Below are 26,749 nucleotides of genomic sequence, written 5' to 3'. Positions count from 1 at the left end.
GGATGAGCGATTTCAGCACAGCCATTTCCATGTCGGCCAGCGGGCTCAAGGCACAGGCCGCCCGGTTGAAACATGTTTCGGAAAACATCTCGAACGCGGATACGCCGGGGTATCGCCGCAAGACCGTTTCGTTTGAAACGGGCCGAGATCAGGCGACCGGCGCGCCCGTTGTCAAAACGGGGCGGGTCCGTCTGGACCGGTCCGATCTGGAGAAAATTTTCGACCCAGCGCACCCCCTGGCCGATGAAACCGGCCATTACGAAGGGTCCAATGTCGATCTGATGATCGAAATCGCCGACGCGCGCGAAGCGCAGCGCAGTTACGAAGCCAACCTCAAGATGTTCGATCAGTCCCGCCAGATGTCGGCGAGCCTGATGGACCTGCTCCGCAGATAAACCAAAGGAGATCCAGAATGGATGTTCGCAGCCTTTCCGCAGTCAACAACTATGCCTCGGCCCGACCGGCCACACAGGCGGACCCGAATTCCGGGCCGGCCCTGCAGGGGGCATTCAAGGATTTCGCCACCACTTTGCAGCGGTCCGAACAGGCGGCCATGACCGCCATGTCAAGCAATGCCGACCCGCATGCGCTGGTTCAGGCGTTGGCCCAGGCCGAACTGGCCGTCGAAACGGCAGTAACCGTGCGCAACAAGGTGGTCGAAGCCTATCAGGAAATCCTGCGGATGCCGGTCTGATATGCTTAGCGAAGGCGTCTTTTTCGACACCCTGCGACAAGGGCTTTGGGTGGCGGTCGTCATCTCGGTCCCGATCCTGTCAGTGGCTTTGGTCACCGGTCTGGTGATCGGCCTGTTCCAGGCGCTGACGTCGATCCAGGAAATGACCCTGACTTTTGTGCCGAAACTGGCCGCCATCGTGATCGTGTTCTGGGTGTCCATGTCCTTCATGACCCGAACACTGGTGGTGTTTTTCGATGGCCACATCATCCCCCTGATCATTGGAGGTTCATAATGGAAACAGCCGGATACGTGACCCTCTCCCGTCAATCGGGGCTGATGAACGAAATGCGCATCGTGGCGAACAACATCGCCAACGCGGCGACCACCGGGTACCGACAAGAGGGGCTGGTGTTTTCCGAATACGTGCAATCGGCGCCGAACCAACCCTCCGTGTCGATGACCCGTACGCAGGTGCGCAACACGTCGATGGAGGCAGGCGCGTTGACCAAGACGGATGGCCGGTTTGATTTCGCGATCGAAGGCGATGGGTTTTTTCTGATCGAAACCCCCGCCGGCGAACGGCTGACCCGCGCGGGCAGTTTCGCCCCCAACGCCGATGGCGATCTCGTCACGATGAACGGCCATAGGGTTCTGGATGCTGGCGGCGCGCCGGTGTTTGTGCCCGCCGGAACCGACATATCGGTGGCCAGCGATGGCACGGTCAGTGCCGATGGCCAGCCGCTTGGACAGATCGGCCTGGTTCGTCCGACCGAACCGCTGGATATGATCCGCGAAGATGGCGTGATGTTCCGCACCGATGATGGAGTGGAGCCGGCCGGTCAGGCCCGCCTGTTGCAAGGGTTTCTTGAAGGGTCGAACGTGAACCCGATCCTTCAGGTGTCGCGGATGATCGAAATCCAGCGCGCCTATGAAATGGGGCAGAGCTTTCTTGAAACCGAAGATCAACGCATCCGCAACGCGGTCAAGTCGCTGATCCGCTAACCCACAGGAAAAGGAGCAGCCATGCGTGCCCTGAAAATCGCCGCAACCGGAATGAGCGCGCAGCAAATGCGCGTCGAGACGATTTCCAACAACCTCGCCAACATGAACACCACCGGGTACAACGCCCGGCGCGCCGAATTTTCCGATCTGCATTACCAGCAGGCCACCCGCGCGGGCACGATCAATGCCTCGGACGGGACCGTCCTGCCCACGGGGGTGCAACTGGGTCTGGGGGTGCGTCCCGCGGCGGTGACCGTCCATCTGCAACAAGGTGCACTTGAGGCAACGGGCAGCGATCTGGACCTTGCGATTGACGGCAACGGATATCTCGAGGTCACGTTGCCCTCGGGGCAGTCGGCCTTTACCCGCGACGGTAGTTTGAAACGCTCTGCCGAAGGTCTGATCGTGACATCCGACGGATATGCGGTCGCCCCCGAAATCACCATTCCAACGGATGCGCGCAGCATTTCGATCAATGGTGCGGGTGAGGTTTACGCCTATTTTGCCGACAGCGCCGAAGGGCAGTTGTTGGGGCAATTCACCTTGGCCGGATTCACAAATGCAAAGGGGCTCGAGGCTATGGGCAGCAACCTGTTTACCCAGACCGAAGCCTCGGGCCCGCCGCTTGCATCGACACCCGGACAGGACGGATTGGGCACTCTGCGGCAAGGATATCTTGAGGGCAGCTCGGTCGATGCGGTGCGCGAAGTCACCGAACTGATCGAAGCGCAGCGTGGTTACGAGATGAATGCCAAGGTCATTTCCGCCGCCGATCAGATGATGGGCGCGACGACGCAGGTCCGCTGATGAAAAAACTGATCTTCCTGCTGTGTCTGGCATCATCCCCGGTATCCGCCGACGTGCTGGTGCCCATTCGCACCATCCGCGCAAAAGAGATCATCACCGCACAGGACATCGCGGTGAAAACCGCAGATATCCCCGGCGCGTTCACGGATCCCGGCGACCTGATCGGTCAGGAGGCGCGCGTTGCGCTTTATGCCGGACGTCCTGTGCGCTTTGGGGACGTGGGGCCGCCCGCGATCATCAATCGCAATGACATTGTGGTGCTGACCTTTTCGCGCGGTGGCCTTCGGATCGTGACCGAGGGGCGCGCCCTTGGGCGCGGCGCCCCCGGCGAAGCGCTGCGCGCGATGAACATGACCTCGCGCACCACTGTAACCGGCCTGATTCGGGCCGACGGAACTGTTGAGGTTCGCTGATGTATTTGACCCGTTTTCTTAAGATCACCCTTTTGCTGGCCGCCGCCGGCTGTGCCCGGCTTGACCATGTCGGCAAGGCGCCCACCTTTACGCCCGAGACCGAGTCGAGCGAACACAAGGCCATGCTGTGGCCGGGCCTGCCCGAAACGATCCAACCGCAGCGCCGGGTCGACCAGGCATCCTTGTGGAGCCGGGAACGTCAAAGCCTCCTCGGGGACCGGCGGGCCGTGAAAAGGGGCGATATCCTGACCGTTGTCATCGAGATCGATGAAAAGGCCGAGATCTCGAACGGCACGGCCCGGTCGCGGTCGGGTTCGGAAAGCCTGAAAGTGCCGCAACTCCTCGGGTTGCCGCAGCGGCTGGACGACAAATTGCCCGATGGAGCGTCGCTCAGCGATGCGGTATCGCTGGATTCCAGCACCCAATCCAAGGGGCAGGGATCCGTCAAGCGCACTGAAAAACTGACCCTGCGAGTGGCCGCCACGATTGTCGATGTTCTGCCCAACGGGGTGCTGTCGATTGCAGGCTCACAGGAACTGAGGGTCAATTTCGAGATGCGCGAACTTTTGGTGTCTGGCTATGTTCGCCCGGAAGATATCTCGCGTCAAAACGAAATAACCTATGACAAAATCGCGTCGGCGCGGGTGTCCTATGGGGGGCGCGGACAGATCACGGATGTACAGCAACCTCGTTACGGACAGCAATTGCTGGACGTTGTCCTGCCATTCTGAGGGAACCATCATGCTGTCCAAACTCTTACCCGTCATTCTCCTTCTGGTTGGAGCAGGCTCCGGCATCGGCGCGGCCATGATGACGGCGAGACCGGCCGAGATGTCCGAACCTGCCGACCACGATGCGCACGAAACGCGGCCCGCTCAGGCAAAGGAGACAGAGGGGGATGAGTCGGAATTCGTGAAAATCAACAACCAGTTCGTCGTTCCGATCATCAAGGATGACAAAGTGGCCGCCATGATTGTGCTCTCGCTGGGGCTGGAGATGTCGCCGGGACTGCGGGAAACTGTGTTTGAGCGCGAACCCAAATTGCGGGATTTGTTCCTGCGGGTGATGTTCGATCATGCCAACATGGGCGGATTTCGCGGCGCGTTTACGCAATCCAATACGCTGGACCTTCTGAAAACCGGTTTGCGCGAGGCCGCTCAGAAAGAGCTGGGTCCAGAGGTGCGGGATGTCTTGATCATGGATATCGCCCGCCAGGACAGCTGAATCGCATTACCGCGGCGACGTCATATTATCCAAGAATTTTGCGGCCTGTCGTCGGCGCGCCTGCGCCGTGGCGTCGGCCATCATGGTTTCAAGGGCCTGACGCTGACCAAAGGCCTTTCTGATCTGATCCATCGCGATGAGTTTACGGGCCATGACTTGGGCCAGCTGGATATTCAACTCGCGCCGGGTGCGCGCCGCCCAGCCCTGCCACAACATGTCCGCACCGACGATTTGCATTTGATGGGCGGTTTCGGGCGAAGGCCGGGTCATCTTTTCCTGCTGGTGCAGTTTAGCCAGGTCCTGGCGCAGTCGGGATTCCTCTTGCAGAATGGCGCGGATCTTGTCGAATTCACGCAAATACCGGGCCTGTGTGACCTTATGCAGATCGGGCAGGGACTCTGATTTCATCACCTGCTCCCCTTGGCGCGGCGGCGCATGTCTTCTGCAAACCGGATGGCCGCTGCGACGGGCGCATAGTGTTCTTCCGCAATCTCGTGACCGATTTCCACGGTCGCATGCAGGGCCCGTGCGGTTGGCGGATCGCTGTGGATCGGAACGCCTGCGGTATGCGCCTTTTCGCGAATAACGGCTGCGATTTCGTCGACGCCTTTTGCCACGCAAACCGGTGCCGCCCCCGCGGCACGGCTCCATTTTAGGGCGACTGCGTAATGTGTCGGGTTCACGATCACCACGTCGGCGGAGGGAACATCAGCCATCATCTGCGACGATGCGATTTCCTGGGCCCGGAACCGGCGCTGCTGTTTGATATGGGGATTGCCTTCGGCATCCTTGGTTTCATCCATGATCTCTTTGCGCGACATCTGGTTCTTTCTCAGATGTTCCTTGTGTTGCCAGATGGCATCGATCCCGCCCAATCCGGCCGCAATCAACAAGGCAATGAACATGAATTCGACGCACAGGCGCGCCATCAGGGCAATCGCAAACCGCGGGCTGGTGTCGATCGCACCGATGATGTCGGAAAGGCGCGCCTTGAGAAACAGCCCCAGGCAGATGGAATAGAGCAACAGCTTGGCAAAACTCTTGGCGAATTCGAACAGACCCGACCGGCCAAATTTGTTCTTGGCATTGGACAGGATCGATATGCGGGACATTTTTGGCTCGATCTTGCTGGGCGCAAAAACAAGGGCGCGCTGAGCGAGGATCGACAGAAGAACCAGCGCGGCGGGAATTGCGAACCAGGGCGTGAGCGCGCCAAAGATATTCCCCATGATGCCCCCGATCGGTGCGCTGGGGGCGCCGTCGAAAACAAGGCGCGAAACCTGGTCCGGTCGGTCAAGCAGAACCATCAACCCGGTTCCCAATTGTCGAATGCTTTGGGCGCCGATGGCCGTCGCGGCGAGAAGAAGCCCGGCATAGGCGGCGGCAACCGACAAATCGGTTGAGCGTGCAACTTCGCCCTTTTCCCGCGCTTTTTGCAGTTTTTGCGGCGTCGCCTCGTGGGATTTTTCTGCCTCGTCCTGATCACTGCCGCTCATTTCGGCAGCTCCATCGGGGCGGCAAAAAACGCGCCCATCGCATCGATCCAGACGGTCAGCATCACGGGAGACGCAATCAGTAACAGGGCCATGCCGCCAAAGGTGATCACCGGGGCGCCGACAAAGGCGACCATCAACTGCGGCATGGCCCTGTTGATGACGCCAAGCGTCAGGTTATAGATCACCGAGGCCGTCACAAACGGCGCTGCCAACAAGAAGGCGAGTGAAAACGCATGTGAAATTCGCGCCACACCCCAGGCCGAAAGAGCCCAAGGTGCGGGAAACTGACCTGCCGGAAAAAAGTCGTAGGAATAGATCAGCAATCTGGCTGCCTGAACATGCAGTCCGGCCATGACCGCCAGTGCGAGCCCCGCAACCACCAGAATATACCCCATCGCGGGAACAGGCTCGGCAGCGGCGCCCCCCAGGATCTGGGACAGCGATGTGGACTGTGCGGCCATTGCGCCGGCAGTCTGCAATGCCAGAACGAACAGTCGGATCGCCAGGCCCAAGGTCAGGCCAATCAGTGTCTCTGAAAGGATGAACCGGGCCAGGGTTCCGGGTCCATCCAGCTCCGCGACGATGCCAACGGCAGGTGCCACGATGAGGGTAAAGGCGATCGCCAACCCCAATTTGACCCGCATTGGCACGGTGCGTTCGCCAAAGGCCGGCATCACCGAAACCAGTGCGCCGACCCGCAGAAACACGACAAACCCGTGCCACAGATATCCCGTCAGAAACGCCGGCAGTTCTGGCGGAATAGTGATCATGCGGCAACAACCCCGACAAGTGCGGGGCGCGCCTCGAGCCCGATTTCTTCGAACGACAGAACGGGGTTCGTGATCCCGCGTGTGCGCATGATCGTGCGCAGAAACCGTCTGCGCCGTGTGGATGTCACAACTGCCGGGAACAGACCGTTTTCCGCCGTCTCGTTCAGGCGGTCGGCCACGTTTTCGGCCAGTTTGTTGAACAGATCGGGCGGCAGGGCAATGTCGAACCCGCCTGCGGTCGTTTCAATCTGGTAGGTGGAAAACGTTTCTTCCCATTCCGGGGCCAGTTGGACCAGGGGTATCGTGCCGTCTTCACGTTTCATGTCGGCAACAAGTTGGAACCCGAGGCGCTGGCGCACCTGCTCGCACAGGGTTTCTGGCTGTGTGCTGTGCAGGCGCGCCTCGGCCAGAGTTTCAAGGATCAGCGGCATGTTGCGGATCGAGACGCGTTCATCCATCAAGAGACGGAGAACACTGTGCAGCGTGTCGATCGGAACCTTGTCCGGAATCAACTCATCCAGCAATTTTCGGTTGGCGTCGGCGCGGACCGGGTCTGACAGGCGGGTCATTTCCGCCAACAGGCGGCGCAGGGATTTCAACGTCAAGAGCCGCGCGAAATTCTGCTTGATCACTTCAAGAAGGTGGGTGGCCAGGATTTCCGGGGGAGTCACGATGGTCGCACCGACCAATGCGGCAGTTTCCTGATCCTTGGGCGAAATCCACCGCGCTGGGGCACCATAGACCGGCTCGGTCACATCCGATCCTGCCGGTAATGAGTCGTGAGCATCCGGTTTCAGGGCCAGAACCAGATCAGGATGCAACAGGCCGCGCACCTGCTCGACGCCCTGAACGCGGATCAGGTATTCGCCCATGCGCAGTTCCGGCTGATCGGTCAGGCGAATGTCGGGCAGGATCAACCCATAGACCGTGGCGACATGCGTGCGCATGTTTGCGATACGCGCGTCCAGCCCGGTTCCGGGATCAAGAACCATGCTAACCAGATCCGGGGAGAATTCGACATGCACGTCGTCCAGATCCAGAATGTCGCCCAGGGCTTTTTGTGTGGGAGTATCAGAGGGTTCCGTGTCGGTGTCTTGCGCGACTTTCTGTTTTGCGGCGCGCTGGTGCATGGCATATGCGGTATAGCCCAAAACCGCGCCCCCCAGAATGAAGGGCGGAAACGGCAGACCCGGCACAAGGGCGAACAGCGCCATCAGAACCGCAACTGTGGCCAGCGCAGCCGGGTGTTTGCCCAGTTGATCGAAAAGAGCGAGATCCGTTGCGCCATGCGTTCCCCCCCGCGCCAAAAGCAAGGCCGACGCGATCGATATGACGACCGCCGGAATCTGGGAGACCAAACCATCGCCCACCGTCAGGATGGCGTAGGTTTCAAAGGCCGCACCGATGGGCATCTGATGGACGACGACGCCCATGATCAGACCCATCACAAGGTTTAAAAGCGTGATCAACAGGCCGGCGACGGCGTCCCCTTTGACAAATTTCGAGGCCCCGTCGAGCGAGCCGAAAAACGTGGTTTCCTGTTGTTCGCGCTCGCGCCGCGCCTTGGCCTCGTGGTGATCGATCGCGCCGGCAGACATGTCGGCATCGATGGCAAGCTGTTTTCCAGGCATCGCATCCAGCGCGAACCGCGCACCAACCTCGGCCATTCGGGCGGCCCCTTTGGTAATGACCATGAAGTTGACGATCAAGAGAACTCCAAAGACGACAAGACCCAGAAAAACGCTGCCGCCCATAACGAATTCGGCAAACCCCTCGATCACGTCGCCCGCCGCGTTCGGGCCGGTGTGTCCCTGACCGATGATCAGTTTGGTGGAAGAGATGTTCAACGACAGCCGCAACATGAGAGAGGCCAGAAGGACAGTCGGAAAGGCAGAGAAATCCAGCGGCCTTTCGATGAACAGAGTGACCGTGAAAATCAGGATCGCCAGCGCAAAGGAGGCCGCCAGGCCGACATCAAGCACCCAGGCAGGCATCGGCAGGATCATCATCACGATCACGGCCATCAGGGCCAGCGCAAGCAGGACGGTCGGGCTGAACAAATCTGTAGCGGAGAATCTGGGCACGAAGGCGCTCCTATTTCAAGGCAATGAGAGCGGTCGGTTTCCGGCCGTCACTCAGTGCCGTAGGCACCAAGGACCCAAGCTCTCTGCGGCCCTGACCGATGAAGGGTCCGCGTACCAGCATGGTTTTCAGGCCGAGAGCCTGCTGAGCGCCGGCTTTGGGTTTGGAGGGGCTTTGCTCTGCCGTATCCTGCATGCGATCGCGGATTTCATTGAATCTTGCCGTGTAGATGCGGGCATATTCGGGCGTGCGCGAATGAAACGCCCCTGCCGCAAGTGACCAATCGCCCAGTTCGCCATGAAGGCGGGCCAAAAAACGCGCCGCATAATCCGCATTTGATGTCGGGTCGAACATTTCATCGATCGACCGAAAGGCCGTTCCATGCCACTTGTAGTTGATCTGAAAACATCCGACATCAAAACTGCGCGCGCCGCGCTTGAATTGGGAAAAGACAAAGGCGCGCGCCTCATCCTTGGTCGCAAACCAGCGTCCAGCGCCTTCCATGTTCACCGTCCACGGCCAAGGCTGCAATTCTGACAGGACGGTGCGGCCGGTTTCCGTGCGCGTGATCGCCCGCATCACGTCCACTGGTACACCGTGATCCCTGGCGGCGGTCACGGCGGCCTGGTCACACATTGCCGATACCTGCATATCGACCCGCCCGGCGTGGAGGGAGGAGGCCGTGATAACCATCAGACATGCCACATGGCACAGGGTGCAAATCACGTATTGAAACTGGCGCGGAACGCCGCGGATCACCATCTTATGTTTTCTGAGCATTCTGCCCTTCCCAACCTGTTTCCGGTCTGTTCCGAAACTAGAGGGCGCAGGGTTGAGATTTGGTTATCACATGCGGTTTGTCTGGATGTTCTGTTCCATAAAACCGATCAGTCCGGTCGATCGGCCAGACTCAACTGCTGCAACAAGACGGAAATGTCACTGCGGGCTGTCTGGCTTTCGTCAATCAGCGCTTTGGCTTGCGCCAAGGGGGGGGCATCTGCGGCCGCCGTGCCGAGCTCAACGAGAGAGCGGGACATCTGGGCAATTTGCCCATAAGGCCCGTCCGAATCCGATGGCACGGACTGCCATTCACTCGCCAACCACAAGCTGCGGTTGGCGGCGTCCGGCTGATTGGCTTGCGCCAACATGTGCGCCGCTCCTTGGAAGTTTTGTGTCTGCAAGAACGCTTCGGCACGAAGATTTGCCGCAGTTTTCCCGTCCAGACCCAGAAGTGAGACCAGCGCCTGATGAGGCAACCCCTCGGCGAGGGCTGCCTCGGCGCGCAACAAGCGCCGCTCGGGAGAAGCGGCTTCAAGATCGGTTCCAGTCAGGACCTGAACGGCGGCCTGAGCAAAGCCAAGCTCCAGAAACCGTCGCGCCATCGGGTTTCCAATGCCCTCGGGAATCTGGCGATCAAAAGACTGAAGTTGAAGCAGCCCGAATTGCAGAAAGGTCATGTCATCGGCACGCTCGGGCATCAGCGCCAGAACCGGATGGCGCGCCGCGTCAAAGGCGTCATCGCCGTCAAGCGAGCGGATGTCCGAAAGTCGATCGAAGGCGCGCGGAAAGTCACCGGTTATCGCCCAGGCCAGGGCGTCGGTACGGCGCAGGTCGGGGCCCAGAGAACTGCGCTTGAACTCACTTGCATACGAGGCCGTCAGATCGGGAGTATCAGGTGTCAGCGTCGTCCCGTTGCGAAAGGCTTGTTCGACCAGCTCAATCAGGGCCAGCGGGGCCTGCTCGGACCCGGTTTCAGCAACGGTTTGCCGTTGTTGCGCCGCCGTTTCGTGGTCGCCTCTGAGTTCGGCAGTCGCGGCCTGTGCCATGGCAATTTCCGGGCCCGCTTCGTCGGACGTGCGCTCAACCGGGCGCAGGATCGACTCGGCCATGTCGGCATTCCCCGCGTCCGAAAATATCCGGCTGAGCCGTGGCCCGACATGGGGCCGCAGGTGTGTGGGCAGGCGGGAAAACGCCCTCAGGACTGCTTGGTTGTTTGCCGATCGGGCGGACTCCGGCTCTGATATCACGGACCACATCGCGGTGTCGCTGTCACATGTTTCTTGCTTGGAGAATGCATTTTCGCCGATCGAACCGCCGGCATCCAACAACGCGGCCAATGTTGTCAGGATTTCCCGGTCAGGATGATCCTTGGGCAACAACGAAACGGTTCTTGCAGCTTCGGCTCCAAATCCGAAATGGAGATAGGCCCGGGTCAATCCGACTATTGCATTGGGGTTTGGCTGATCGAATTCACCGACCAACCCGGCCCGCCACTTGGCAATTTGCGCCCCGAAGGGTTGATCGTCGCCCCATTCGTTCAGAGCAACCGTCTCGGAGGAGATGCAATGCGCGTCCGGCCCGACCTGGGCCAGCACATCGGCAATCTGCGAAAGATCGCGGTCGATTGAGGTCGTTACCGAGATGCTGGCGGGCGCGGTGACGTTGCCGGCCGGTTTGTTTTGCACTTCAACCGGTTCGACGGTGACGTCGTCCGAGAGAGTTGACGTGCCAGTCTCAACCGTGGGGGCCGAACCCGCCCTGCCACGCACCAACCCCTGTTCGGACGCGCGGCGAATTTGGTCCAACAGCCGTTGCTCCATCTTGTTGACCCCGGCAATCTGATCAGCATCCGACAATAATTGAACGGGGTCCGAGGCCACGGTCGGTTTTCTCCGTTGCGTTTGAAAAAGGCGTGATACGGGCAGCCTGAAGGCCGTGTTCGAACCGTATCCCCCGACCGGGCGCAGGTGGAATTGAAACGGCAATTTGGCCGCAATCAGTGTATCGGTCCCCGGATTTTCCGTGCCCCGGACATCAACTACCAGCAGCGTGCCCCCCTGGATTTGCGCCGTGACGTCACAGTCGCAATTGAGTTCGAAACGCAGCGCCGCACCCGGTTTGGACTGTGTAAGTGACCTGACCCGGGTCCGCGGAATGCGGGAAAACACTTTGTCTGTCTCAAACCGGACATTCGGAATTTCGACGCTGAGGCGGGCCGATGATTGGGACCTGTCCAGCGTAAACCCCGTTTTTCGCGGCACCCGCAGGACAAAGCGGGTGAAATCCGCATGTTCGCCTGATCGCACTGAAATTGTCTGGGCACAAAGCGGTGTTGTGCAGGCCAGGACAAAAGTCAGAATTAGGCCAAGTTTGATCATGCGGCATCCTGTTTGACAGCTTTCAGAGCCTCTTCCAGATCGGAATAGGCGGGCCGGATGTGCGATGGGGTGTTCTGGCGGCCAACTTCGATACAGATGGCCGCAGCGTGGTTGTGCAGATTGGCGACAAGAACCTCGCGGATCAGCTGATAGAAATGGCTGTCCTCTTCGACCACGGCCTTGACCTTGGCCGAGAACGGTCCGACGAGGCCATACGCAAGAAAGACGCCCAGAAACGTACCGACAAGCGCGCCGCCGATCAGTTTGCCCAAAATTTCCGGGGGTTGGTCGATTGACCCCATGGTCTTGATCACGCCCAGAACGGCCGCCACGATGCCAAGCGCAGGCAGTCCGTCGGCAACGGTTTGGAGAGCGTGGCTGGAATGAAGGGCGTGATGCAGGTTCGCCTCCATCCGCTTTTCCAGAACTTCCTCGACCTGATGAGGATCGTCATAGTTCATCGAAGCGGAGCGGATCGTGTCACAGATCAGATCTACCGCTTCTTGGTCGCTTTGGATTTTGGGGTATTTCGAAAACACGGCCGACCCCTGCGGATCTTCGATATGCTGTTCGATTTCGATCGGGTTCTGCCGCGCGATTCGGATCAGGGCGAACAAGAGACACAATAGGTCCCGGTAATCGTCCTGCTTCCACCGCGGGCCTTTAAATACTTTGCCAATGTCCTTGACGGTGTGTTTCACGGCAGCAAAGTCATTGCTGATCAGGAAGGCGCCAACAGCGGCGCCACCGATCATCGTCAACTCGAAAGGCAATGATTTCAGGATGATCGCCATCTTGCCTCCCGCGGCGAGATAGCCGCCGAACACCATTACAAATATCATAACGATGCCGATAATGCCGATCATTTACCTGTCTCCGATTGCCAGAATTGGGGCCAAGATTGGCCGCTTTGCCTTAATAAATGCTGAGCACGCTCAGGTTATTTGGTGGGAACAGTCGCATTTCGCCCCGCCAGGATGACACTGATCGAATAGGCGGCCTCGGGGCTGAGTTTGGCCATGATTCCGGCGGCTGCATCCGAACGCATTCGGGCTAGAAACCCGGCCGCAAATCCCGGATCCATCGCTTCGAACAGGGCCGCTGACTCCTTTGGTTTCATTTTTTCATAAACCGCCGTGAGCTGGCTCAGATCGTTTTCTGATGCGCCGTCGGCCAGTACCAGCGTGGCGCTGAGGGATTCTTCGGCCTTGATGAGTGCGGCCATTTTCCGATCAATCGCCGCGCCCGCGATTTCCAACGCCTTTGTCCTGTCTTCGACCTGTTTCTCACGCAGCACCAGCGCTTGTTCACGCGATTGCAATGCTCTCAAAAGTGGCTCCAGGTCACTGCTGGTGCCTGCGGGTACGATCGAGGAGGGGTGAGAGGTTTGCCCTGCCTCTGTCTGTGGCTCGGGCTTGCGCGCTGCCTCACGGGCGATGGCGGGCCCCGCTGCGAGCCCAAAGCGCAGGATGGCTGAACTGCACAACAGTATGGCAACCCAGAAAAGGGCGCCCCCCTTGAACCCCGTGCGCCGGTTTCCTGTGGATTTACGGGTCATTGGGCGGCTCCGCCCTGGGCACGATCATGGCGCCTGAACATCGGACCGGCAGGGGTTTGGGGCGTCTCGGCAACGGGGGGCTTGGGCCTCTCTTGCTCAGGCAGATCGTGCAGCGAGGCCATCATCAACTCAAGTCGGCTGGCCACTGATTCGGCCCGTTCCGTCAGATCATCCAGAACGGAATTTGAACCTTCTGACGCCTGTTGAGCGGCCACCAGCGTTTTGGTCAAATCGTCAACCTGCGCCGAAAGGACCGCCACCGCACCGCCAACGCCCTTTTCAAGGTCGTTGAACCGGTTTAGGCGCCGGGCCAGAACGAAACAGTAAAATCCGGCACCCAGCGCGCCTGCAACCAGCAAAATATCTGCAACAAGTTCCAAAGCAGCCTCCTAATTTAGTACGAAATCCATAATCAAAAGATCGCGAACGCGGCCCTTGCCGGTCACGATCTGAACGCGGCGCAGCATCTGCGCGCGCAACCGGGTCAGCGCCAGCGGATCCCTGAGCTCACTAATTTCCAGCGCCCTCAGGTAGCCGTTCAGAACATCGACGACGCGCGGCATCAGCAGAGCCACATCGCTTTCATGTGCGGCCTCGACTTCAAGCTGGGCGCGAAACCGCAGATGTTGCACGGCCTGCGGGTAGCCCAATGTGATGACGATGGGATCCACGGCGACAAAGGCGATATCAGGTAGAGAATCAGGTGGCGGCGCATGCTCGGTCGGCGGATGTTCCGGTCCATGTGCGCCGGGCGGAAAATATCCCGCGTGCACGGCATAATAGCCGCCACCGGCCCCCGCCAGTGCAAGAACAAGCCCAAGAATCATCGAGGCTTTTCCAGATTTGGCCGGTTCTTCGGGGGCTTGGGAAACTGCGTCCGTCATGTCCTGTCCTATTTGGTCGTTCGCAGTCTTCATAACCGTTCAGGAACTAACCGATTGTTAAGGCCAATCGGCGAATGATGATCCCACGCCGAGCAGAATGTCGGTGCGACGGAGGATCACGTGCAGCAGATCAAGAATGTCTGGGCAGGATTGGACACACGCAAAAGGGTCATCACCGGGGTGGCCAGCGTTGCGATGTTTTTCACAATTCTTGCAATGTCGCGGATGGCTACATCGCCAACCATGACCCTTTTATACGCCGGGCTGGAAAGCAGTGCCGCCGGAGACGTGGTACGGGCGTTGGACCAGCGCGGGGCGCTCTACGAAGTGCGCGGCGGATCCATTTATGTCGCCTCGAACCAGAGGGACGAGTTGCGACTCACCCTGGCCAGCGAAGGCCTGCCGATGACCGGGGGGCAGGGCTATGAACTGCTCGATTCGCTCAGCGGGTTCGGCACCACATCGCAAATGTTCGATGCTGCCTATTGGCGCGCCAAGGAAGGGGAGCTTGCCCGCACAATCGTGGCCAGCCCCTTTGTCACCAGCGCCCGAGTGCATATTGCCAATAACGGCTCAAACCCCTTCCAGCGCAGCGCCGCACCGACGGCCTCGGTATCGGTGGCGCCGTCTGGTGTTCCCATCACCGCGGCGCAGGCGAATGCACTGCGGTATCTCGTGGCCTCAGCGGTCGCGGGGCTTTCGGTGGAAAATGTTGCCATCATCGACGCAAACGGGGCATTGATTGGCCCCGCTGATACCGCCGCCGCCCCAAGTACCGGCGACGATCGCGCGCAAATGCTGCGGGATCGGGTTCTGCGCCTTGTCGAGGCGCGGGTCGGCCCGGGCAACGCGGTGGTGGAGGTGAGCGTGGATACCGTCACCGAAACCGAATCGATCCGGGAACGCAGGTTTGACCCCGAAAGCCGCGTCGCGATCAGCACAGAAACGGAAGAACGGACCGATTCGTCGTCAAACCAGGCAAACGGAGAGGTGACCGTGGCCTCCAACTTGCCCGATGGGGACGGTGCGGCAGGCGAAGGCGCAAGCGCTCAGGCCAGCGAAACACGCGAACGCATCAATTACGAGGTCTCTGAAACCGAGCATGAAATCCTGCGTGCTCCGGGCGCGGTCAAGCGTTTGACAGTCGCGGTTTTGGTCAATGGCCTGACAGCGCCAAACGAAACCGGAGAACCCGTTTTCCAGGACCGGTCACCGGAGGAATTGGAGGCACTGCGTGACCTCGTGGCCTCGGCCGTCGGTTTTCAGGAAGAACGGGGTGACGTGATCACCTTGCGCTCCATGGAACTTCCCGCGGCCGCGCCGCTGGGAACGGCGGCAGGCGGTTCTATTTTCCAGACCCTCGGTCTTGATGTCATGTCGATGATCCAGATGGGCATTTTGTCTCTCGTGGCGATCGTCCTGGGCCTTTTTGTTGTGCGACCCATCCTGACAAGACCGCCAGCTTTGCCCGCCCCGCCCGTGACCGCGCTGACCGGCGTTGCGGATCAGGACGGCGATGCCCCTGTTCTGACGGGTGAGATCGACGACGGCGAATTTTCTGCTGTAAGCGACACTGCGCAGGCCTCCAGTGCGGGCCTGGTGTCCGCGCGCGGCGGCGACGGCGACGCGGTCGAACGGTTGCGCGCGATGATCGGCGAACGCCAGGAAGAAACGGTCGAAATCCTGCGCGGCTGGCTTGAGGAAAGCGAGGAGAGCGCCTGATGTCCATTTCCCACCTTCTGGAAGATTTCAGTATCATCCGTGATCCGGACATGCCCGCCCGGCTGATGACCGAGGATGCCTTGGAAGAGTTTCGACTGTCCGCGTTCGAGCAGGGCTATACTGCCGGGTGGGACGATGCCATTTCCGCCCAGACACGTGATCACAGCCGGATTTCCGGGCAGCTTGCCCGAAATCTCGAAGACATGTCCTTTACCTACCACGAGGTGCAGATGCAGATGATGTCGGCGCTCAGACCGTTGTTCCACGGACTCACGGAAACGGTTCTGCCGGCCGTCATGGCGCAGAGCCTTGGCGAACACATTGTTGAACAGCTCTTTGACCTCGCTCAGGACCAGACCACGCAACCTGCTGTCATTTCCGTGCCACCGGGCGCGGCAGCATCTCTCAAACCGGTCATCGCACAAGGGTTTTCGATGCCCGTCAGCGTCATCGAAGATCCGTCTTTTCACGACGGAGAGGCTGGCATACGCGTTGGCACATCCGAGCGTGACATCGATTGCACGGATCTGCTGACGTCGATTCGCGAGGCGGTCGACGCATTTTTCCATCAAAACAACAAGGATGCCCAAAATGGATGATCTCACGGATCAGCCTCGCCAGAATGGCGAACATGCCAACCCGTTCGTTTCGGTGCCGATCGAGATTACCGTCTCTGTCGGCAAGGCGCGGCCGCTGATCCGCGATTTGGTCGGAATGGGGGAAAATGCCGTTCTGACCCTGGACAAACGGGTTGAGGACCCGGTCGAATTGTATGTCGGGGACCGGCTTGTGGCGCGCGGCCAGCTTGAGGAGTTGGATGGCGAAAACGCCGGACAACTGGCGGTCCGCCTGACCGAGATCGCCAATTTGCAGAACGGGCTGGGGTGAATATCTTGCGCCGGTTTGTGTTGGCGGCAGGACTCCTGGCCGCCGCGGTTGCGATGCCGCAAATCGCGATGGCCCAGGAACTGTCGCTCTCGCTAGGAGATGACGGATCCATTTCGGCGCGTTCGATCCAGTTGATCCTGCTGATCACGGTGCTTAGCCTCGCGCCGGGTCTGGCAATCATGATCACGTGTTTCCCGTTTCTGGTCACGGTCCTGGCAATCTTGCGGCAAGCGATCGGGTTGCAGCAGTCTCCACCGAACATGCTGATCGTGAGTCTGGCTCTGTTCCTGACCTATTTCGTGATGGAGCCAGTTTTCACGACGGCCTGGGAAACCGGGCTGAGCCCGTTGATGGAGGAACAGATCGACGTTGAAACCGCGGTGTCGCGTAGTCTGGCGCCGTTTCGGATGTTCATGGCGGCGCGAATTGATGGCGACACGTTTCAGGCCATGGCCGAATTGCGCCCGGATGTAGCGGTACAAACTGCACCGCAGGACGCACCGCTTTCGGTTCTGATCCCCAGTTTTCTGCTGTCCGAAATATCACGCGCCTTTCAGATCGGGTTTCTGGTTTTCCTGCCCTTTCTGATCATTGACCTGGTCGTGGCGGCCATCTTGATGTCGATGGGCATGATGATGGTACCGCCGGCAATTGTGTCGCTCCCCTTCAAACTCGCCTTCTTTGTTGTGGCCGACGGATGGAGCCTGATCGCCAGCGCACTGGTGCGCAGTTACAGTCCCTGACCTGGGCGTGATGCTCAGGGCTTATGCTCGGGATTTTGCTGCTTCTACTGGAAATCGGGAATGGCTTTTGGCGATCCGTCCCGGCTCTCGGAAAAATACAGGTTTCCTGCCAGTGTGTTTCGTAGGTCGCCACGCCTGTTCCTGGCAGGATAAGGATTGTCTCTGGCTGCTTTGATGACTGTCGTGGGTTCGGCGCCCGTCCAGAGCTTGGCCGCTGCGTTGTTCGTGATCCAGATATTCAAAGCATAGGAAACTGAAAGCGGTCAGTCGGTGCCTTCACGGTTCTGAACCGGGACCGATTGCGGCAGGCACGGTCCTCAGCGCACGATAAAATCGGCGTGCAATGCGCCAGCGGCCTTCAGGCTTTTGAGGATGTCGATCATGTCGCGGGGCGACACGCCGAGCGCGTTCAGGCCAGCCACGACCTCGGACAGTGAGGTGCCTTCGGGAACTTCGGCCAGTGAAACACCGTCCTCCTCTTCGATCGACGCTCCGGTACGAGGGACCACAACGGTTTCTCCTTGGGCAAACGGGTTCGGCTGGACCACGATAGGGGCTTCTTCGATCCTGAGGGTGAGGTTGCCCTGCGACACGGCCACCCGAGACAGTCGCACGTCATCGCCCATGACGATGGTCCCTGACCGCTGATCGACAACCACGCGCGCCTTGCGCTGAGGTTCGACAAGAATGTTTTCGATCCGACCGATGGCATGGGCTGTTGATGCCGAACGCGTGGCTGCGATGTCGAGCTCGATCGTTCCGGAATCGCGCATCACGGCGACCGCACGGCGAAATTCGTCGTTGATGGCCCGCTCGATCCGTCCGGCCGTGGTGAAATCGGGATCACGTAATGCGAGCCGGACAGTCGACAATGATGACAGATCGAATTCGATTTCGCGTTCGATGCGCGCCCCGGACGGGATGACGCCGGATGTCGGCACGCCCTGAACAACAGAGGCGGCCGCACCTTCGGCGACGGCACCGCCGGCAAGTATGGCACCCTGCGCAACGGCATAGATTTGACCGTCCGCCGCATTCAAGGGAGTCATGATCAGAGTTCCGCCCAACAGGCTGTCTGAATCACCGATGGCCGATACGCTGACATCGATCTGGCTGCCGACGCGGGCAAAGGGCGGCAGGCTGGCCGTCACGATGACGGCGGCCACGTTTTTCGGGCGAAATTGCTCACCGGTGACATTCACGCCGAGACGTTCAAGAATGTTGGACATGATTTCTTCGGTGAAAGGCGAATTGCGCAGGCCGTCGCCGGTGCCGTTGAGACCCACGACCAAGCCGTATCCGACTAGATCATTGCCTCGTACGCCGTCAAATTCGACCAGATCCTTGAGCCGGATCGCCCCGGCTTGGACAACGCCAGGCGCGAGAAACAGCAGGGTCAGAGAAATCGCTTTGATAAGGGTCATTGCAGGAAGCTCAGCAGGGTCAGACGCGATGTCCGAACGGTAACGGAATAGAGGCTCTCAAGTTGGAACTGCGCCTGTTCAAGGCGGGTGGCGGTGTCAAACGGATCGGCCTCAAGCAAAGCGTTGCGCGCATACTCCAAACCGGTTCTTGCCGATTCATTGCGGGTCGAAGCCTCATCAACGCGGGACTGCGCAAAGCCCACGTTGGCCTGCATGCCGGTGAGATCATCCTGTACGGAAAACAGGGATTCTCCGATGGCCAGCAAAAGGTCATTCTGTGTGCTGACAGACAAACCCAACGCCGCGTCGGTCGATAACGCAGCCAGGGCCACGTCCTTTATGAGATCGCGAAACGCCGCATCATCGGCGCGCAGGGGCATGGTGACCTTCTGTCCAGGGCCCACTTCGATCGGAGCAAGGTCATTGTCAGATCCGGTATAGATCGCTGCACGAAAGCCGGCCGGATCATTGAACCAGTCGTCTGCGGCCTGCCTGATATCACCTGCATCACTCAGCCCCGATACCGCCGTGCGCAGAGCGTTCAAAAGGGTCTCGGAATCGGCGAGCGCGGCACTGTCTGTCCGGGTTCCGGCAAAGATGCTGCGCCCCGCGGCCGTCCCGTTCAGGGCGCCGATGACAGCATCCAGATCGGCGCGGGCTTGCGTGGCATTCGTGTCGCGCACCGCATCCAGATGCGAGGGCGTGCTGGCAAGGATGGCGGCCCCAAGCGAAGTGGCCGTGTCGTTCAGGTGGGTCAGGTTTTGTTGGGCCGCTTCGGTGAACAACGCGGCCTCGCGCGCGGCAATGGAATAGGCATCCAGCCGGGCCATGTTGCGATCGATATCCGTCAGGTAAGAGAAATCGCCGCCAAGGCGGGTGGTGGTGTCGCTGACCTGCCCGCTGCTCAGTTCCTGCGTCAGAACCGAAATTGTATCTTTCAGCTGGGTGCTCCGGGTCCGTTGCATCAGGTGTTGGGCAAGGTCGCCAATCGATGTCAGATTCATGCGTTATATCCTCAGCAGAGATTGCATCATTTCGTCGACGACCGTGATCATCCGCGCGTTGGCGGCATAGGCCTGTTCGATCAGGAGCAGCGCGCTTAGTTCGGCATCGGTATCGACCCCGTTGGCCAGTTCGATCTGATCCATCTCTGTCTTGCCTGCGGTGGCAAAGCTGAGCGTTTGATCGGCGGCGCTGGCGTTTCGGGCCGCACGGGACAAAAGGCTGGTGCTGATCTGCGCGGCGGTCAGCTGGCCAGCGCCAAAATTACCCGATCCCGGTGTGCGTTGCGCACCAAGTACCGCGCCAAGCTCCTGTAGCAAACGAGCATTGCCCGGCTCGCCGGGTGTCAGGGTCCCCAATCCGTCGCGCAAGCGCCAGCTTTCTCCGCCCTGCTCGGGATCGGCGAGGGCGTTGACAGCAAGACGCCCTGCAAGGCCGATTTCGTCGGCAGCGTCAAAGACGTTTCCAGCGTCAGTGAAAAGTCCCGGATCGCCCGCCGCACGGGTGGCGTCCAGCGCCGGATCCTGGAACCGTTCGATCAGATCGCGCGCAACGCTGTCGAGATCGGCCTGCGCGGTGATGGCCAGTTCGTCGCGGATTTGGAACTGGGCTGACAGGGTGCCGCCGGACAGCGGGCTTCTGCCGCTGGCGGTGCGCACCGGAATTCCATTGATTTCCAGCCCGGACAGGGCGCCGCTTTCAATCGTCATTTCAGGGACGATTGTGCGGGTCTGCTCAAAACCAATCTTGGCGGCGGTGCCGTCCAGCAAAATCGCCCCGCCGTCCGAATAGAGCGCGATCTGTCCAAAGTCCCGGTTCACGACGTTGACGGGAACCATTTCATTGATCTCATCCACCAGGATCTGACGCTGATCCAGGAGAGAGGCCGCTGCCCCGCCCGCCCCGCCGGTGCCGATCGCGGTAATGCGTGTGTTGAGATCCTGTACCTGTTCCAAGGTATGGTTGAGACGATCAACCTGTGTGGCAATGGAGTTGTCGGCCCGTGTGCGCAGCGTCTGCACATCATTCGAGGCCGTGTTCAGGGCCCCGGCGAGATCATTGGCACCCATGGCAACCGCATCCAGCCGCTGAACCGAATCCGGCCGGCTGGCGGCGGAAATCAGGCTGCTCTCGAAATTGGTGAGACGCATGATGATCGAGTCGGGTTCTGACGCAGTGCCGACCAGCCCGGCGAACTGCGTGTGAAACCCGGCCAATACCTGTGCATTGCCGAACCGGGCATCCGTCGTGCGGCGATTGGACAGAACGGCCGGATCGACGTGACGAGTCAATCCGGTGACGCGTACCCCCGGCGCGACGTCACCCAGCGACTGCAGGTTCAGGGTGCGCCGGGCATAGCCGGGCGTCAGTGCGTTGGAGATGTTTTCGGACACCACTCCCGACGCACGGCCAGCGGCGTGCAGGCCGCTGAGCGCGCTGCTTAATGCGGTGCTCAAGGTCATGTCAGTGGCTCCTTCTGGTCAGCCGTCCTGCGGATCAGCGTTTGATGTTCGTGGTTTCCTGCAGCATTTCATCCACGGTCTGAATGACCTTGGCGTTTGATGAATACGCGCGCTGTGTCTGGATCATCGCGGTCAGTTCCCCCGCGACATCGGTGGCAGATTCCTCGCGTGCGTAGGATACGATGTCACCGGTGGGTCCTTCGCCGGCATCCCACAGGAAATAGGTGCCGCTTTCGGGCGAAGGCAGGTAGGTCTGTTGATCCAGGGCGACCATGCCGTTCGGATTAGGCAGATCGACCAGCGGGATTTTGTAAATCGTGCGCGTGATGCCAGTGTCAAAGAAGGCGTGCACAAAGCCATTTGCATCAACCTCGACGCTGGTCATGTTGCCCACCGGTGTTCCGTCCTTTGAAATGGAAACCGGCGCAAACCGATCCGACAGCTGTGTGATCCCGTCGCTTTCACCAATGTTGCCGATGTCGATTTCAATCGGTCCGCCAGCCACATTCACAACCATTGTCCCGGACGCGGGATCATATGCGCCGCCGGATACGGTGCTGACCGCCTGCAACGTCCCGCCCGAGGCGCGGCTGTCATCGAAGGTCAGCGTATATTCCCCAATCACGGCATTGCCTGAAGCTGAGTCGTGCATTTTCACGGTCCACTGGTTTGAAGACCCGGACGCCGGGACAATCGGTTCAAACGTGACCCGAATGCTTTCCGATGTGCCCAGGTTATCAAAATATTCGATCGACAGTTCCTGAACCTCCCCGGCTGAGGTGGATTCAGTTTCGGTTGCGGGCAGATTGACGCCCAGCGTCATGCTGGTCGTCGGCTCGCCGGTGAACTGGTTCACGTTGATCTGCACGGGTTCCAACCCGTCCGATGTGTCACGCGGATAACTGGGGATCGTTCCATCCGGCAGGGCGGGCCATCCCAGCAGGACCAGACCGGATTCGGTAGTCAGGTATCCGTTGGCATCGGTGCGAAACGACCCGGTGGTTGTCAGTGCCATCTGGGTGTTTCCGTTGCCGGCCGCGACTTCGGCCGCCGAGGCGACAGGCAACATGCCCCGCCCGCGCACGGCAAGGTCGGTCGCATTGGATGTGGACACCAGCGGCCCGCGTTCGTCAATCAGGCGCTGCGATGTGGCGCGCACACCGCCCGCCGAATAATTGCCCCCCGAGGACGATATGACCATCGAATGGAAATCGGTCTGAACCCTTTTGTACCCATAGGTCGAAGAGTTGGCGATATTGTCGGAAATCGACGCCAGGCGGCTGGCATTTGCGGTAAGCCCCGCAATGCCGGCATTAAGCGAAGAAGAAATGGTCATGGACACGCCTTTCTGCTGCATCAAACTGTTCTTGAGGCAACAGCTACGCGCTCGGGCTTAACACCGCGCTAACAAATAAAATCCTTTCTACTTGGACCGGTCGCTGCGCAGTAGGGTGATCTCGATCCTGTTGTTGCGCACACTCATTCGGTTATCGACCGCGGGCTGGCGATCGGCCTGACCTGTCACACGCTTGATCCGGTCCGGGTCGGTTCCGGCCACTTCGAGCAGAACCCGCGTGTGTCCGGCGCGCCCCACCGACAATTCCCAAACCGGGTTGTCCGCCTGAACAACCGGGTTGGCCATCACATGTCCGGAAACCGCGATGCCGTTTTCAACCCGTGCGGTCACCCGCGAAATCATCGCCGTCAATTCGCGCATCAACCGGGTTGGTGCATCGCCGTTCCGCTCAAACAGGGGGGCATCATCCTGCGCAAAGATTTCGATGATCAGGCCCTCGTCGGTGACGCGGGTGACGACGTGCTTCAACGCCTCGTCCGTGACCAGGCTTTCGCCGCCGCGCCCGTTCAGCGCCTCATCAATTGCCTTGAACTGATCGTTCTCGGCGCTCTGGCGGCGTGCCAGATCAACACCGGTATGGCCGCGCGCGTGCTGATCGCCCGCTGATTTCGCGGCCGTTGCCCCGATGCCGTCTTTCAGCAATGTATCTTCGGAAAAAACGCTGCTGCCGCCAAACGGATTGTCACTGCCACTGGACACCCGATGAATCGGAATGGACGGCGAAAAGTAATCGGCCAGTCCCTTGCGTTGTTTTTCTGTCGTCGCGTTCAGCAGCCACATCAACATGAAGAAGGCCATCATTGCCGTTACAAAGTCCGCATAAGCGACCTTCCAGGCACCGCCGTGATGACCATCGCCACCCGACACCTTCTTGCGTTTGATGATGACTGGCGCGACATTTGTCTGCGCACTCATCTCCACCACCTTATATTTTCACCCACAACCGGGATAACGGGCGAGACCTTAAGGCCGTGCTAACAGATAAATTTGTCGGTGATTTCGCCGGTACGTAATTCGCCTGCCAGAACGCCGATGACCAGAATGCCTTGCGTCCCCCGTGGCGACGGTGGCAAAAGCGACTGAACGCACAACCACCAGAGAGCATAGTCCAGTGACCCCTAAAAAAGCGCTAGTAACCGGCATCACCGGACAGGACGGAGCCTATATTACCGAATTGCTGCTCTCGAAAGGATACGAGGTCCACGGCGTCAAACGTCGCTCTTCGTCGTTCAATACCGCGCGGATCGACCGGTTTTACGAGGATCCGCTGCAAAAGGAGAATCTGAAGTTCTTCATGCACTATGGCGACATGACGGACAGCACCAACCTGATCCGCCTGATCCAGGAGGTGCAGCCGACCGAGATCTACAATCTCGCCGCCCAAAGCCACGTGCAGGTCAGTTTCGAAACGCCGGAATACACCGCCAATGCCGACGCGGTCGGCGCGTTGCGGATACTTGAGGCGATCCGGATTCTGGGGATGGAGAAAACCACCCGGTTCTATCAGGCCTCGACCTCGGAACTGTTCGGCGCCACGTCGCCGCCGCAGTCGGAAACCACGCCGTTTTATCCGCGCAGCCCCTATGCGGTGGCCAAACTTTATGCCTACTGGATCACGGTGAACTACCGCGAGGCGTATGGCATGCATGCCTCGAACGGGATCCTGTTCAACCACGAAAGCCCGCTGCGCGGCGAAACCTTCGTGACGCGCAAGATCACCCGCGCGGTGGCCGCGATTCACCTGGGGCTTCAGGAAAAGCTGTTCATCGGTAACCTGGACGCGCGGCGCGACTGGGGCCATGCGCGCGACTACGTCGAAGGCATGTGGCGCATCGTCCAGCAGGATGAACCGGGCGACTATGTTCTGGGCACCGGGGTCAGCGCATCGGTGCGCGAATTCATCGACTCCTCCTTTGCCGCCGTGGGGCGCAAGATCACGTGGCAGGGCACAGGGCTGGACGAGGTTGGCCTGGATGCGGACACGGGCAAGGTTCTGGTGGCAGTCGATCCGAAATACTTCCGCCCGACCGAGGTCGATCACCTGCTGGCCGATCCGACCAAGGCACGCGAAAAACTGGGCTGGACGGCCAAGATTTCCCTCGCTGAAATGGTCGAGGAAATGGTGAAAAGCGATCTTGAGGTCGTCGCAGACGAACGCGAACGGGTTCAGCGCGATGCCTGGTGATATCAAGCCCTTTGACCTTGCCGGAAAACGGGTCTGGGTCGCGGGCCATCGCGGCATGGTCGGCTCGGCCATCGTGCGGCGACTGGCGTCCGAAGATGCCGAGGTCCTGACGGCCGGGCGCAGTGAACTGGACCTGCGCGACCAGGCCGGTGTACGCCAGTGGATCGGCGACATGCGCCCCGATGCGATTTTCCTGGCGGCGGCCAAGGTGGGCGGCATTCTGGCCAATGACACCTATCCGGCCGATTTCCTGTCCGACAACCTGTCGATCCAAAGCAACGTGATCGACGCCGCACACCTGCACGATGTGCAAAAACTGCTCTTCCTTGGATCGACCTGCATCTACCCCCGCATGGCGCCCCAGCCCATGCCCGAAGACTGCCTTTTGACCGGCCCGCTTGAGCCGACGAACGAATGGTACGCCATTGCCAAGATTGCCGGGCTCAAGATGTGCCAGGCCTATCGCAAGCAACACGGGCGCGATTACATTTCCGCCATGCCAACCAACCTCTATGGCCCCGGCGACAACTATTCCCCCACCGGCAGCCATGTCTTGCCCGCCTTCATCGCCAAGATGCACGAGGCCAAGATCAGCGGAAAATCCGAGGTCGAGATCTGGGGCACCGGCACCCCGAAGCGTGAATTCCTGCACGTGGACGACCTGTCGGATGCGCTGGTGTTCCTGATGAAGAATTACTCAGGCGACGTGGCGCTGAACGTCGGCGTGGGCGAGGATATCTCGATCGCCGATCTGGCCCGCCTTGTGGCCGAAACCGTGGGCGTTGATGTGGAGCTGAAATTCGACGCCTCCAAACCCGACGGCACGCCGCGCAAACTGGTCGATGTCAGTCGCCTGACCGCGCTGGGCTGGACCGCGCAAACATCGCTCAAGGACGGCCTGCGCCGCACCTATGACGATTACCTGCAAGCGCTGGAGCAGGACGCGATACGGGGGTAATTTGGCTTCTTAAGCCGACCGCATCGCAGTTTGGAAGTCCGCCTGTCGTCCGACATGTCATTTAGCGCGGGGCTTCGATTAAGTAGGATAGCGGTCTGCCCTGTTTAGCTGGTATCGACGGATCTGATCTTGAAATAATGATTTCTTTGCTTTATCGGCCTAAGTCGAAAAAATCGATCTAGCTGAAGTTGATTTAATAAAAAATGAATAGACACTTTCGCTGGGCTTTTAGAGCTGCTTGCTTGTATCTGCTGATTCTGTTTGGCTGCTTTGCTTTTGCGTTAGGATCAATCATTTATGAAAATCTGGCATTTCTTGAGCGAAAAATTAACCCTTCCACTTATATTTTCTGGCAAGACGGAAAACTTTGGAAAAACCCTCCGCTTTTCTCGAGGTTGATGTCAGATCCTGAGGGTCAACTCTCGACACGCGAAGTCGATAAGCTAGACGATGTTGATATCTTTGTATTGCTCCTTAAAGGGCCCGCTGAAATTCAAAAAGTGAAATTCGCTAATGCTTTAGGACTAAATGTGGCGGAGATTTCCAAGATGGATGCCGCGAGTGATAAATCTATGCAAAGTGCGGGAATTCATTTCCGGGTTCACGTGATCCCGTTCTATGTTTCGCGTCGGCAATTCGTAATTATGAACGCAGAATATTTGCGGAAAAATTACAGGGTCGAATGCTTGGATGAGATGGTTTATGGTCAAATGATCTCTCAAAGAGATCAAGAACTTTGGGATCGGTGCAAAGTTACTTGAAGGCAAGATCGTCCCACTTGCCTGCCTTTCCGGGTGTTTAACACAGGACTTCGTTTGCGCTGCCGTGGCGGCACCCGAAGCTCCAATAAACAAGCCGATCTTTCCAAACAAAACTCCATCCACAGTTCGGGCTGTTCTGAACCACGGGATTGTCCGATAGTCCCTTGAACAAGACG

General features: G+C 59.4%; 30 protein-coding genes. 15 read left to right on the top strand and 15 right to left on the bottom strand.

The genetic code is table 11. From position 1 onward, the window contains the following. The first annotated feature begins 2 nt into the window (after positions 1-2). The 8 genes from flgC to ACXYMO_RS13220 are packed head-to-tail and all read left to right on the top strand — an operon-like array spanning position 3 to position 4,122. Positions 3-395 carry a flagellar basal body rod protein FlgC gene (flgC, locus tag ACXYMO_RS13255; protein WP_458879194.1) on the top strand — a complete coding sequence of 131 codons (393 nt, stop codon included), beginning with the start codon at positions 3-5 and terminating at the stop codon, positions 393-395. A gap of 17 nt (positions 396-412) precedes the next feature. Next, positions 413-694 (top strand): flagellar hook-basal body complex protein FliE, encoded by a 282-nt coding sequence (gene fliE / locus ACXYMO_RS13250; protein WP_458879193.1) that lies wholly within the window; start codon positions 413-415, stop codon positions 692-694. A 1-nt stretch (position 695) separates the two neighbouring features. Then, on the top strand, positions 696-968 hold the full coding sequence (locus ACXYMO_RS13245; RefSeq protein ID WP_458879192.1) for a flagellar biosynthetic protein FliQ: 273 nt from the start codon (positions 696-698) through the stop codon (positions 966-968). After that, positions 968-1,678, top strand: a complete 711-nt coding sequence (locus ACXYMO_RS13240; RefSeq protein WP_458879191.1) for a flagellar hook-basal body complex protein — start codon at positions 968-970, stop codon at positions 1,676-1,678. The genes ACXYMO_RS13245 and ACXYMO_RS13240 overlap by 1 nt, the downstream gene beginning before the upstream one ends. 21 nt (positions 1,679-1,699) lie before the next feature. Next, on the top strand, positions 1,700-2,485 hold the full coding sequence (gene flgG / locus ACXYMO_RS13235; RefSeq protein ID WP_458879190.1) for a flagellar basal-body rod protein FlgG: 786 nt from the start codon (positions 1,700-1,702) through the stop codon (positions 2,483-2,485). Further along, positions 2,485-2,898, top strand: a complete 414-nt coding sequence (gene flgA, locus ACXYMO_RS13230) for a flagellar basal body P-ring formation chaperone FlgA (RefSeq protein ID WP_458879189.1) — start codon at positions 2,485-2,487, stop codon at positions 2,896-2,898. The genes flgG and flgA overlap by 1 nt, the downstream gene beginning before the upstream one ends. After that, positions 2,898-3,629, top strand: a complete 732-nt coding sequence (gene flgH / locus ACXYMO_RS13225; RefSeq protein WP_458879188.1) for a flagellar basal body L-ring protein FlgH — start codon at positions 2,898-2,900, stop codon at positions 3,627-3,629. The genes flgA and flgH overlap by 1 nt, the downstream gene beginning before the upstream one ends. Before the next feature lie 10 nt (positions 3,630-3,639). Next, a complete protein-coding gene (locus ACXYMO_RS13220; protein ID WP_458879187.1) occupies positions 3,640-4,122 on the top strand; it encodes a flagellar basal body-associated FliL family protein in 483 nt (160 codons plus the stop codon). Between the two features lie 6 nt (positions 4,123-4,128). Here ACXYMO_RS13220 and ACXYMO_RS13215 read toward each other — a convergent pair whose 3' ends face one another. From ACXYMO_RS13215 to ACXYMO_RS13170, 10 genes are all read right to left on the bottom strand, one after another. Beyond that, positions 4,129-4,530 carry a hypothetical protein gene (locus ACXYMO_RS13215; RefSeq protein ID WP_458879186.1) on the bottom strand — a complete coding sequence of 134 codons (402 nt, stop codon included), beginning with the start codon at positions 4,528-4,530 and terminating at the stop codon, positions 4,129-4,131. Continuing rightward, positions 4,530-5,618, bottom strand: coding sequence for an EscU/YscU/HrcU family type III secretion system export apparatus switch protein (locus ACXYMO_RS13210; RefSeq protein WP_458879185.1), 1,089 nt, complete (start codon positions 5,616-5,618; stop codon positions 4,530-4,532). Before ACXYMO_RS13210 ends, ACXYMO_RS13215 begins: the two co-directional genes overlap by 1 nt. Further along, positions 5,615-6,388, bottom strand: a complete 774-nt coding sequence (locus ACXYMO_RS13205; RefSeq protein WP_458879184.1) for a flagellar biosynthetic protein FliR — start codon at positions 6,386-6,388, stop codon at positions 5,615-5,617. The genes ACXYMO_RS13210 and ACXYMO_RS13205 overlap by 4 nt, the downstream gene beginning before the upstream one ends. Beyond that, on the bottom strand, positions 6,385-8,412 hold the full coding sequence (gene flhA / locus ACXYMO_RS13200; RefSeq protein ID WP_458879472.1) for a flagellar biosynthesis protein FlhA: 2,028 nt from the start codon (positions 8,410-8,412) through the stop codon (positions 6,385-6,387). The genes ACXYMO_RS13205 and flhA overlap by 4 nt, the downstream gene beginning before the upstream one ends. A 70-nt stretch (positions 8,413-8,482) precedes the next feature. Beyond that, the gene (locus ACXYMO_RS13195) at positions 8,483-9,163 is read right to left on the bottom strand and encodes a transglycosylase SLT domain-containing protein (RefSeq protein WP_458879471.1); all 681 of its coding nucleotides are present in this window, start codon (positions 9,161-9,163) and stop codon (positions 8,483-8,485) included. 194 nt (positions 9,164-9,357) lie between these two features. Beyond that, entirely contained in the window at positions 9,358-11,106 is a 1,749-nt protein-coding gene (locus ACXYMO_RS13190) for a hypothetical protein (protein WP_458879183.1), read from the bottom strand. Positions 11,107-11,624: 518 nt separating this feature from the next. After that, complete coding sequence (motA, locus tag ACXYMO_RS13185; protein WP_458879182.1) at positions 11,625-12,494, bottom strand: flagellar motor stator protein MotA; 870 nt, start codon at positions 12,492-12,494, stop codon at positions 11,625-11,627. A gap of 74 nt (positions 12,495-12,568) precedes the next feature. Beyond that, on the bottom strand, positions 12,569-13,186 hold the full coding sequence (locus ACXYMO_RS13180) for a MotE family protein (protein ID WP_458879181.1): 618 nt from the start codon (positions 13,184-13,186) through the stop codon (positions 12,569-12,571). Then, positions 13,183-13,566 (bottom strand): hypothetical protein, encoded by a 384-nt coding sequence (locus tag ACXYMO_RS13175; RefSeq protein WP_458879180.1) that lies wholly within the window; start codon positions 13,564-13,566, stop codon positions 13,183-13,185. Before ACXYMO_RS13175 ends, ACXYMO_RS13180 begins: the two co-directional genes overlap by 4 nt. A gap of 9 nt (positions 13,567-13,575) precedes the next feature. Beyond that, positions 13,576-14,070: a flagellar basal body-associated FliL family protein gene (locus ACXYMO_RS13170; RefSeq protein ID WP_458879179.1), complete on the bottom strand. Its 495-nt coding sequence runs from the start codon at positions 14,068-14,070 to the stop codon at positions 13,576-13,578. Between the two features lie 120 nt (positions 14,071-14,190). Here ACXYMO_RS13170 and fliF point away from each other — a divergent pair, with 120 nt between their 5' ends. From fliF to fliP, 4 genes are read left to right on the top strand one after another with little or no spacing between them, the layout of a single operon-like run. Next, positions 14,191-15,792 (top strand): flagellar basal-body MS-ring/collar protein FliF, encoded by a 1,602-nt coding sequence (gene fliF / locus ACXYMO_RS13165; RefSeq protein ID WP_458879178.1) that lies wholly within the window; start codon positions 14,191-14,193, stop codon positions 15,790-15,792. Continuing rightward, on the top strand, positions 15,792-16,391 hold the full coding sequence (locus tag ACXYMO_RS13160) for a FliH/SctL family protein (RefSeq protein WP_458879177.1): 600 nt from the start codon (positions 15,792-15,794) through the stop codon (positions 16,389-16,391). The genes fliF and ACXYMO_RS13160 overlap by 1 nt, the downstream gene beginning before the upstream one ends. Continuing rightward, the gene (locus ACXYMO_RS13155; RefSeq protein ID WP_458879176.1) at positions 16,384-16,680 is read left to right on the top strand and encodes a FliM/FliN family flagellar motor switch protein; all 297 of its coding nucleotides are present in this window, start codon (positions 16,384-16,386) and stop codon (positions 16,678-16,680) included. Before ACXYMO_RS13160 ends, ACXYMO_RS13155 begins: the two co-directional genes overlap by 8 nt. Positions 16,681-16,733: 53 nt before the next feature. After that, entirely contained in the window at positions 16,734-17,423 is a 690-nt protein-coding gene (gene fliP, locus ACXYMO_RS13150) for a flagellar type III secretion system pore protein FliP (protein ID WP_458879470.1), read from the top strand. A gap of 317 nt (positions 17,424-17,740) precedes the next feature. On the opposite strand, the gene ACXYMO_RS13145 is transcribed toward fliP, so the two are convergent. From ACXYMO_RS13145 to ACXYMO_RS13125, 5 genes are all read right to left on the bottom strand, one after another. After that, positions 17,741-18,847: a flagellar basal body P-ring protein FlgI gene (locus ACXYMO_RS13145; protein WP_458879175.1), complete on the bottom strand. Its 1,107-nt coding sequence runs from the start codon at positions 18,845-18,847 to the stop codon at positions 17,741-17,743. Further along, entirely contained in the window at positions 18,844-19,851 is a 1,008-nt protein-coding gene (locus ACXYMO_RS13140; RefSeq protein WP_458879174.1) for a flagellin, read from the bottom strand. Before ACXYMO_RS13140 ends, ACXYMO_RS13145 begins: the two co-directional genes overlap by 4 nt. 3 nt (positions 19,852-19,854) lie before the next feature. After that, entirely contained in the window at positions 19,855-21,312 is a 1,458-nt protein-coding gene (flgK, locus tag ACXYMO_RS13135; protein WP_458879173.1) for a flagellar hook-associated protein FlgK, read from the bottom strand. Positions 21,313-21,346: 34 nt separating this feature from the next. Next, a complete protein-coding gene (locus tag ACXYMO_RS13130) occupies positions 21,347-22,648 on the bottom strand; it encodes a flagellar hook protein FlgE (protein WP_458879172.1) in 1,302 nt (433 codons plus the stop codon). An 87-nt stretch (positions 22,649-22,735) separates the two neighbouring features. Beyond that, positions 22,736-23,584: a flagellar motor protein MotB gene (locus tag ACXYMO_RS13125; protein ID WP_458879171.1), complete on the bottom strand. Its 849-nt coding sequence runs from the start codon at positions 23,582-23,584 to the stop codon at positions 22,736-22,738. Positions 23,585-23,780: 196 nt separating this feature from the next. Here ACXYMO_RS13125 and gmd point away from each other — a divergent pair, with 196 nt between their 5' ends. The 3 genes from gmd (at position 23,781) to ACXYMO_RS13110 (ending at position 26,573) form a co-directional block, all read left to right on the top strand. Next, complete coding sequence (gene gmd / locus ACXYMO_RS13120; protein ID WP_458879170.1) at positions 23,781-24,854, top strand: GDP-mannose 4,6-dehydratase; 1,074 nt, start codon at positions 23,781-23,783, stop codon at positions 24,852-24,854. Next, the gene (fcl, locus tag ACXYMO_RS13115; protein WP_458879169.1) at positions 24,844-25,812 is read left to right on the top strand and encodes a GDP-L-fucose synthase; all 969 of its coding nucleotides are present in this window, start codon (positions 24,844-24,846) and stop codon (positions 25,810-25,812) included. Before gmd ends, fcl begins: the two co-directional genes overlap by 11 nt. A gap of 203 nt (positions 25,813-26,015) precedes the next feature. Continuing rightward, positions 26,016-26,573, top strand: a complete 558-nt coding sequence (locus ACXYMO_RS13110) for a hypothetical protein (protein ID WP_458879168.1) — start codon at positions 26,016-26,018, stop codon at positions 26,571-26,573. Positions 26,574-26,749: the final 176 nt, after the last annotated feature.

The organism is Arenibacterium sp. CAU 1754 (assembly GCF_054482635.1).
Note: the sequence above shows the minus strand (reverse complement) of the source record. Positions and strands in the feature narration are given on the sequence as shown.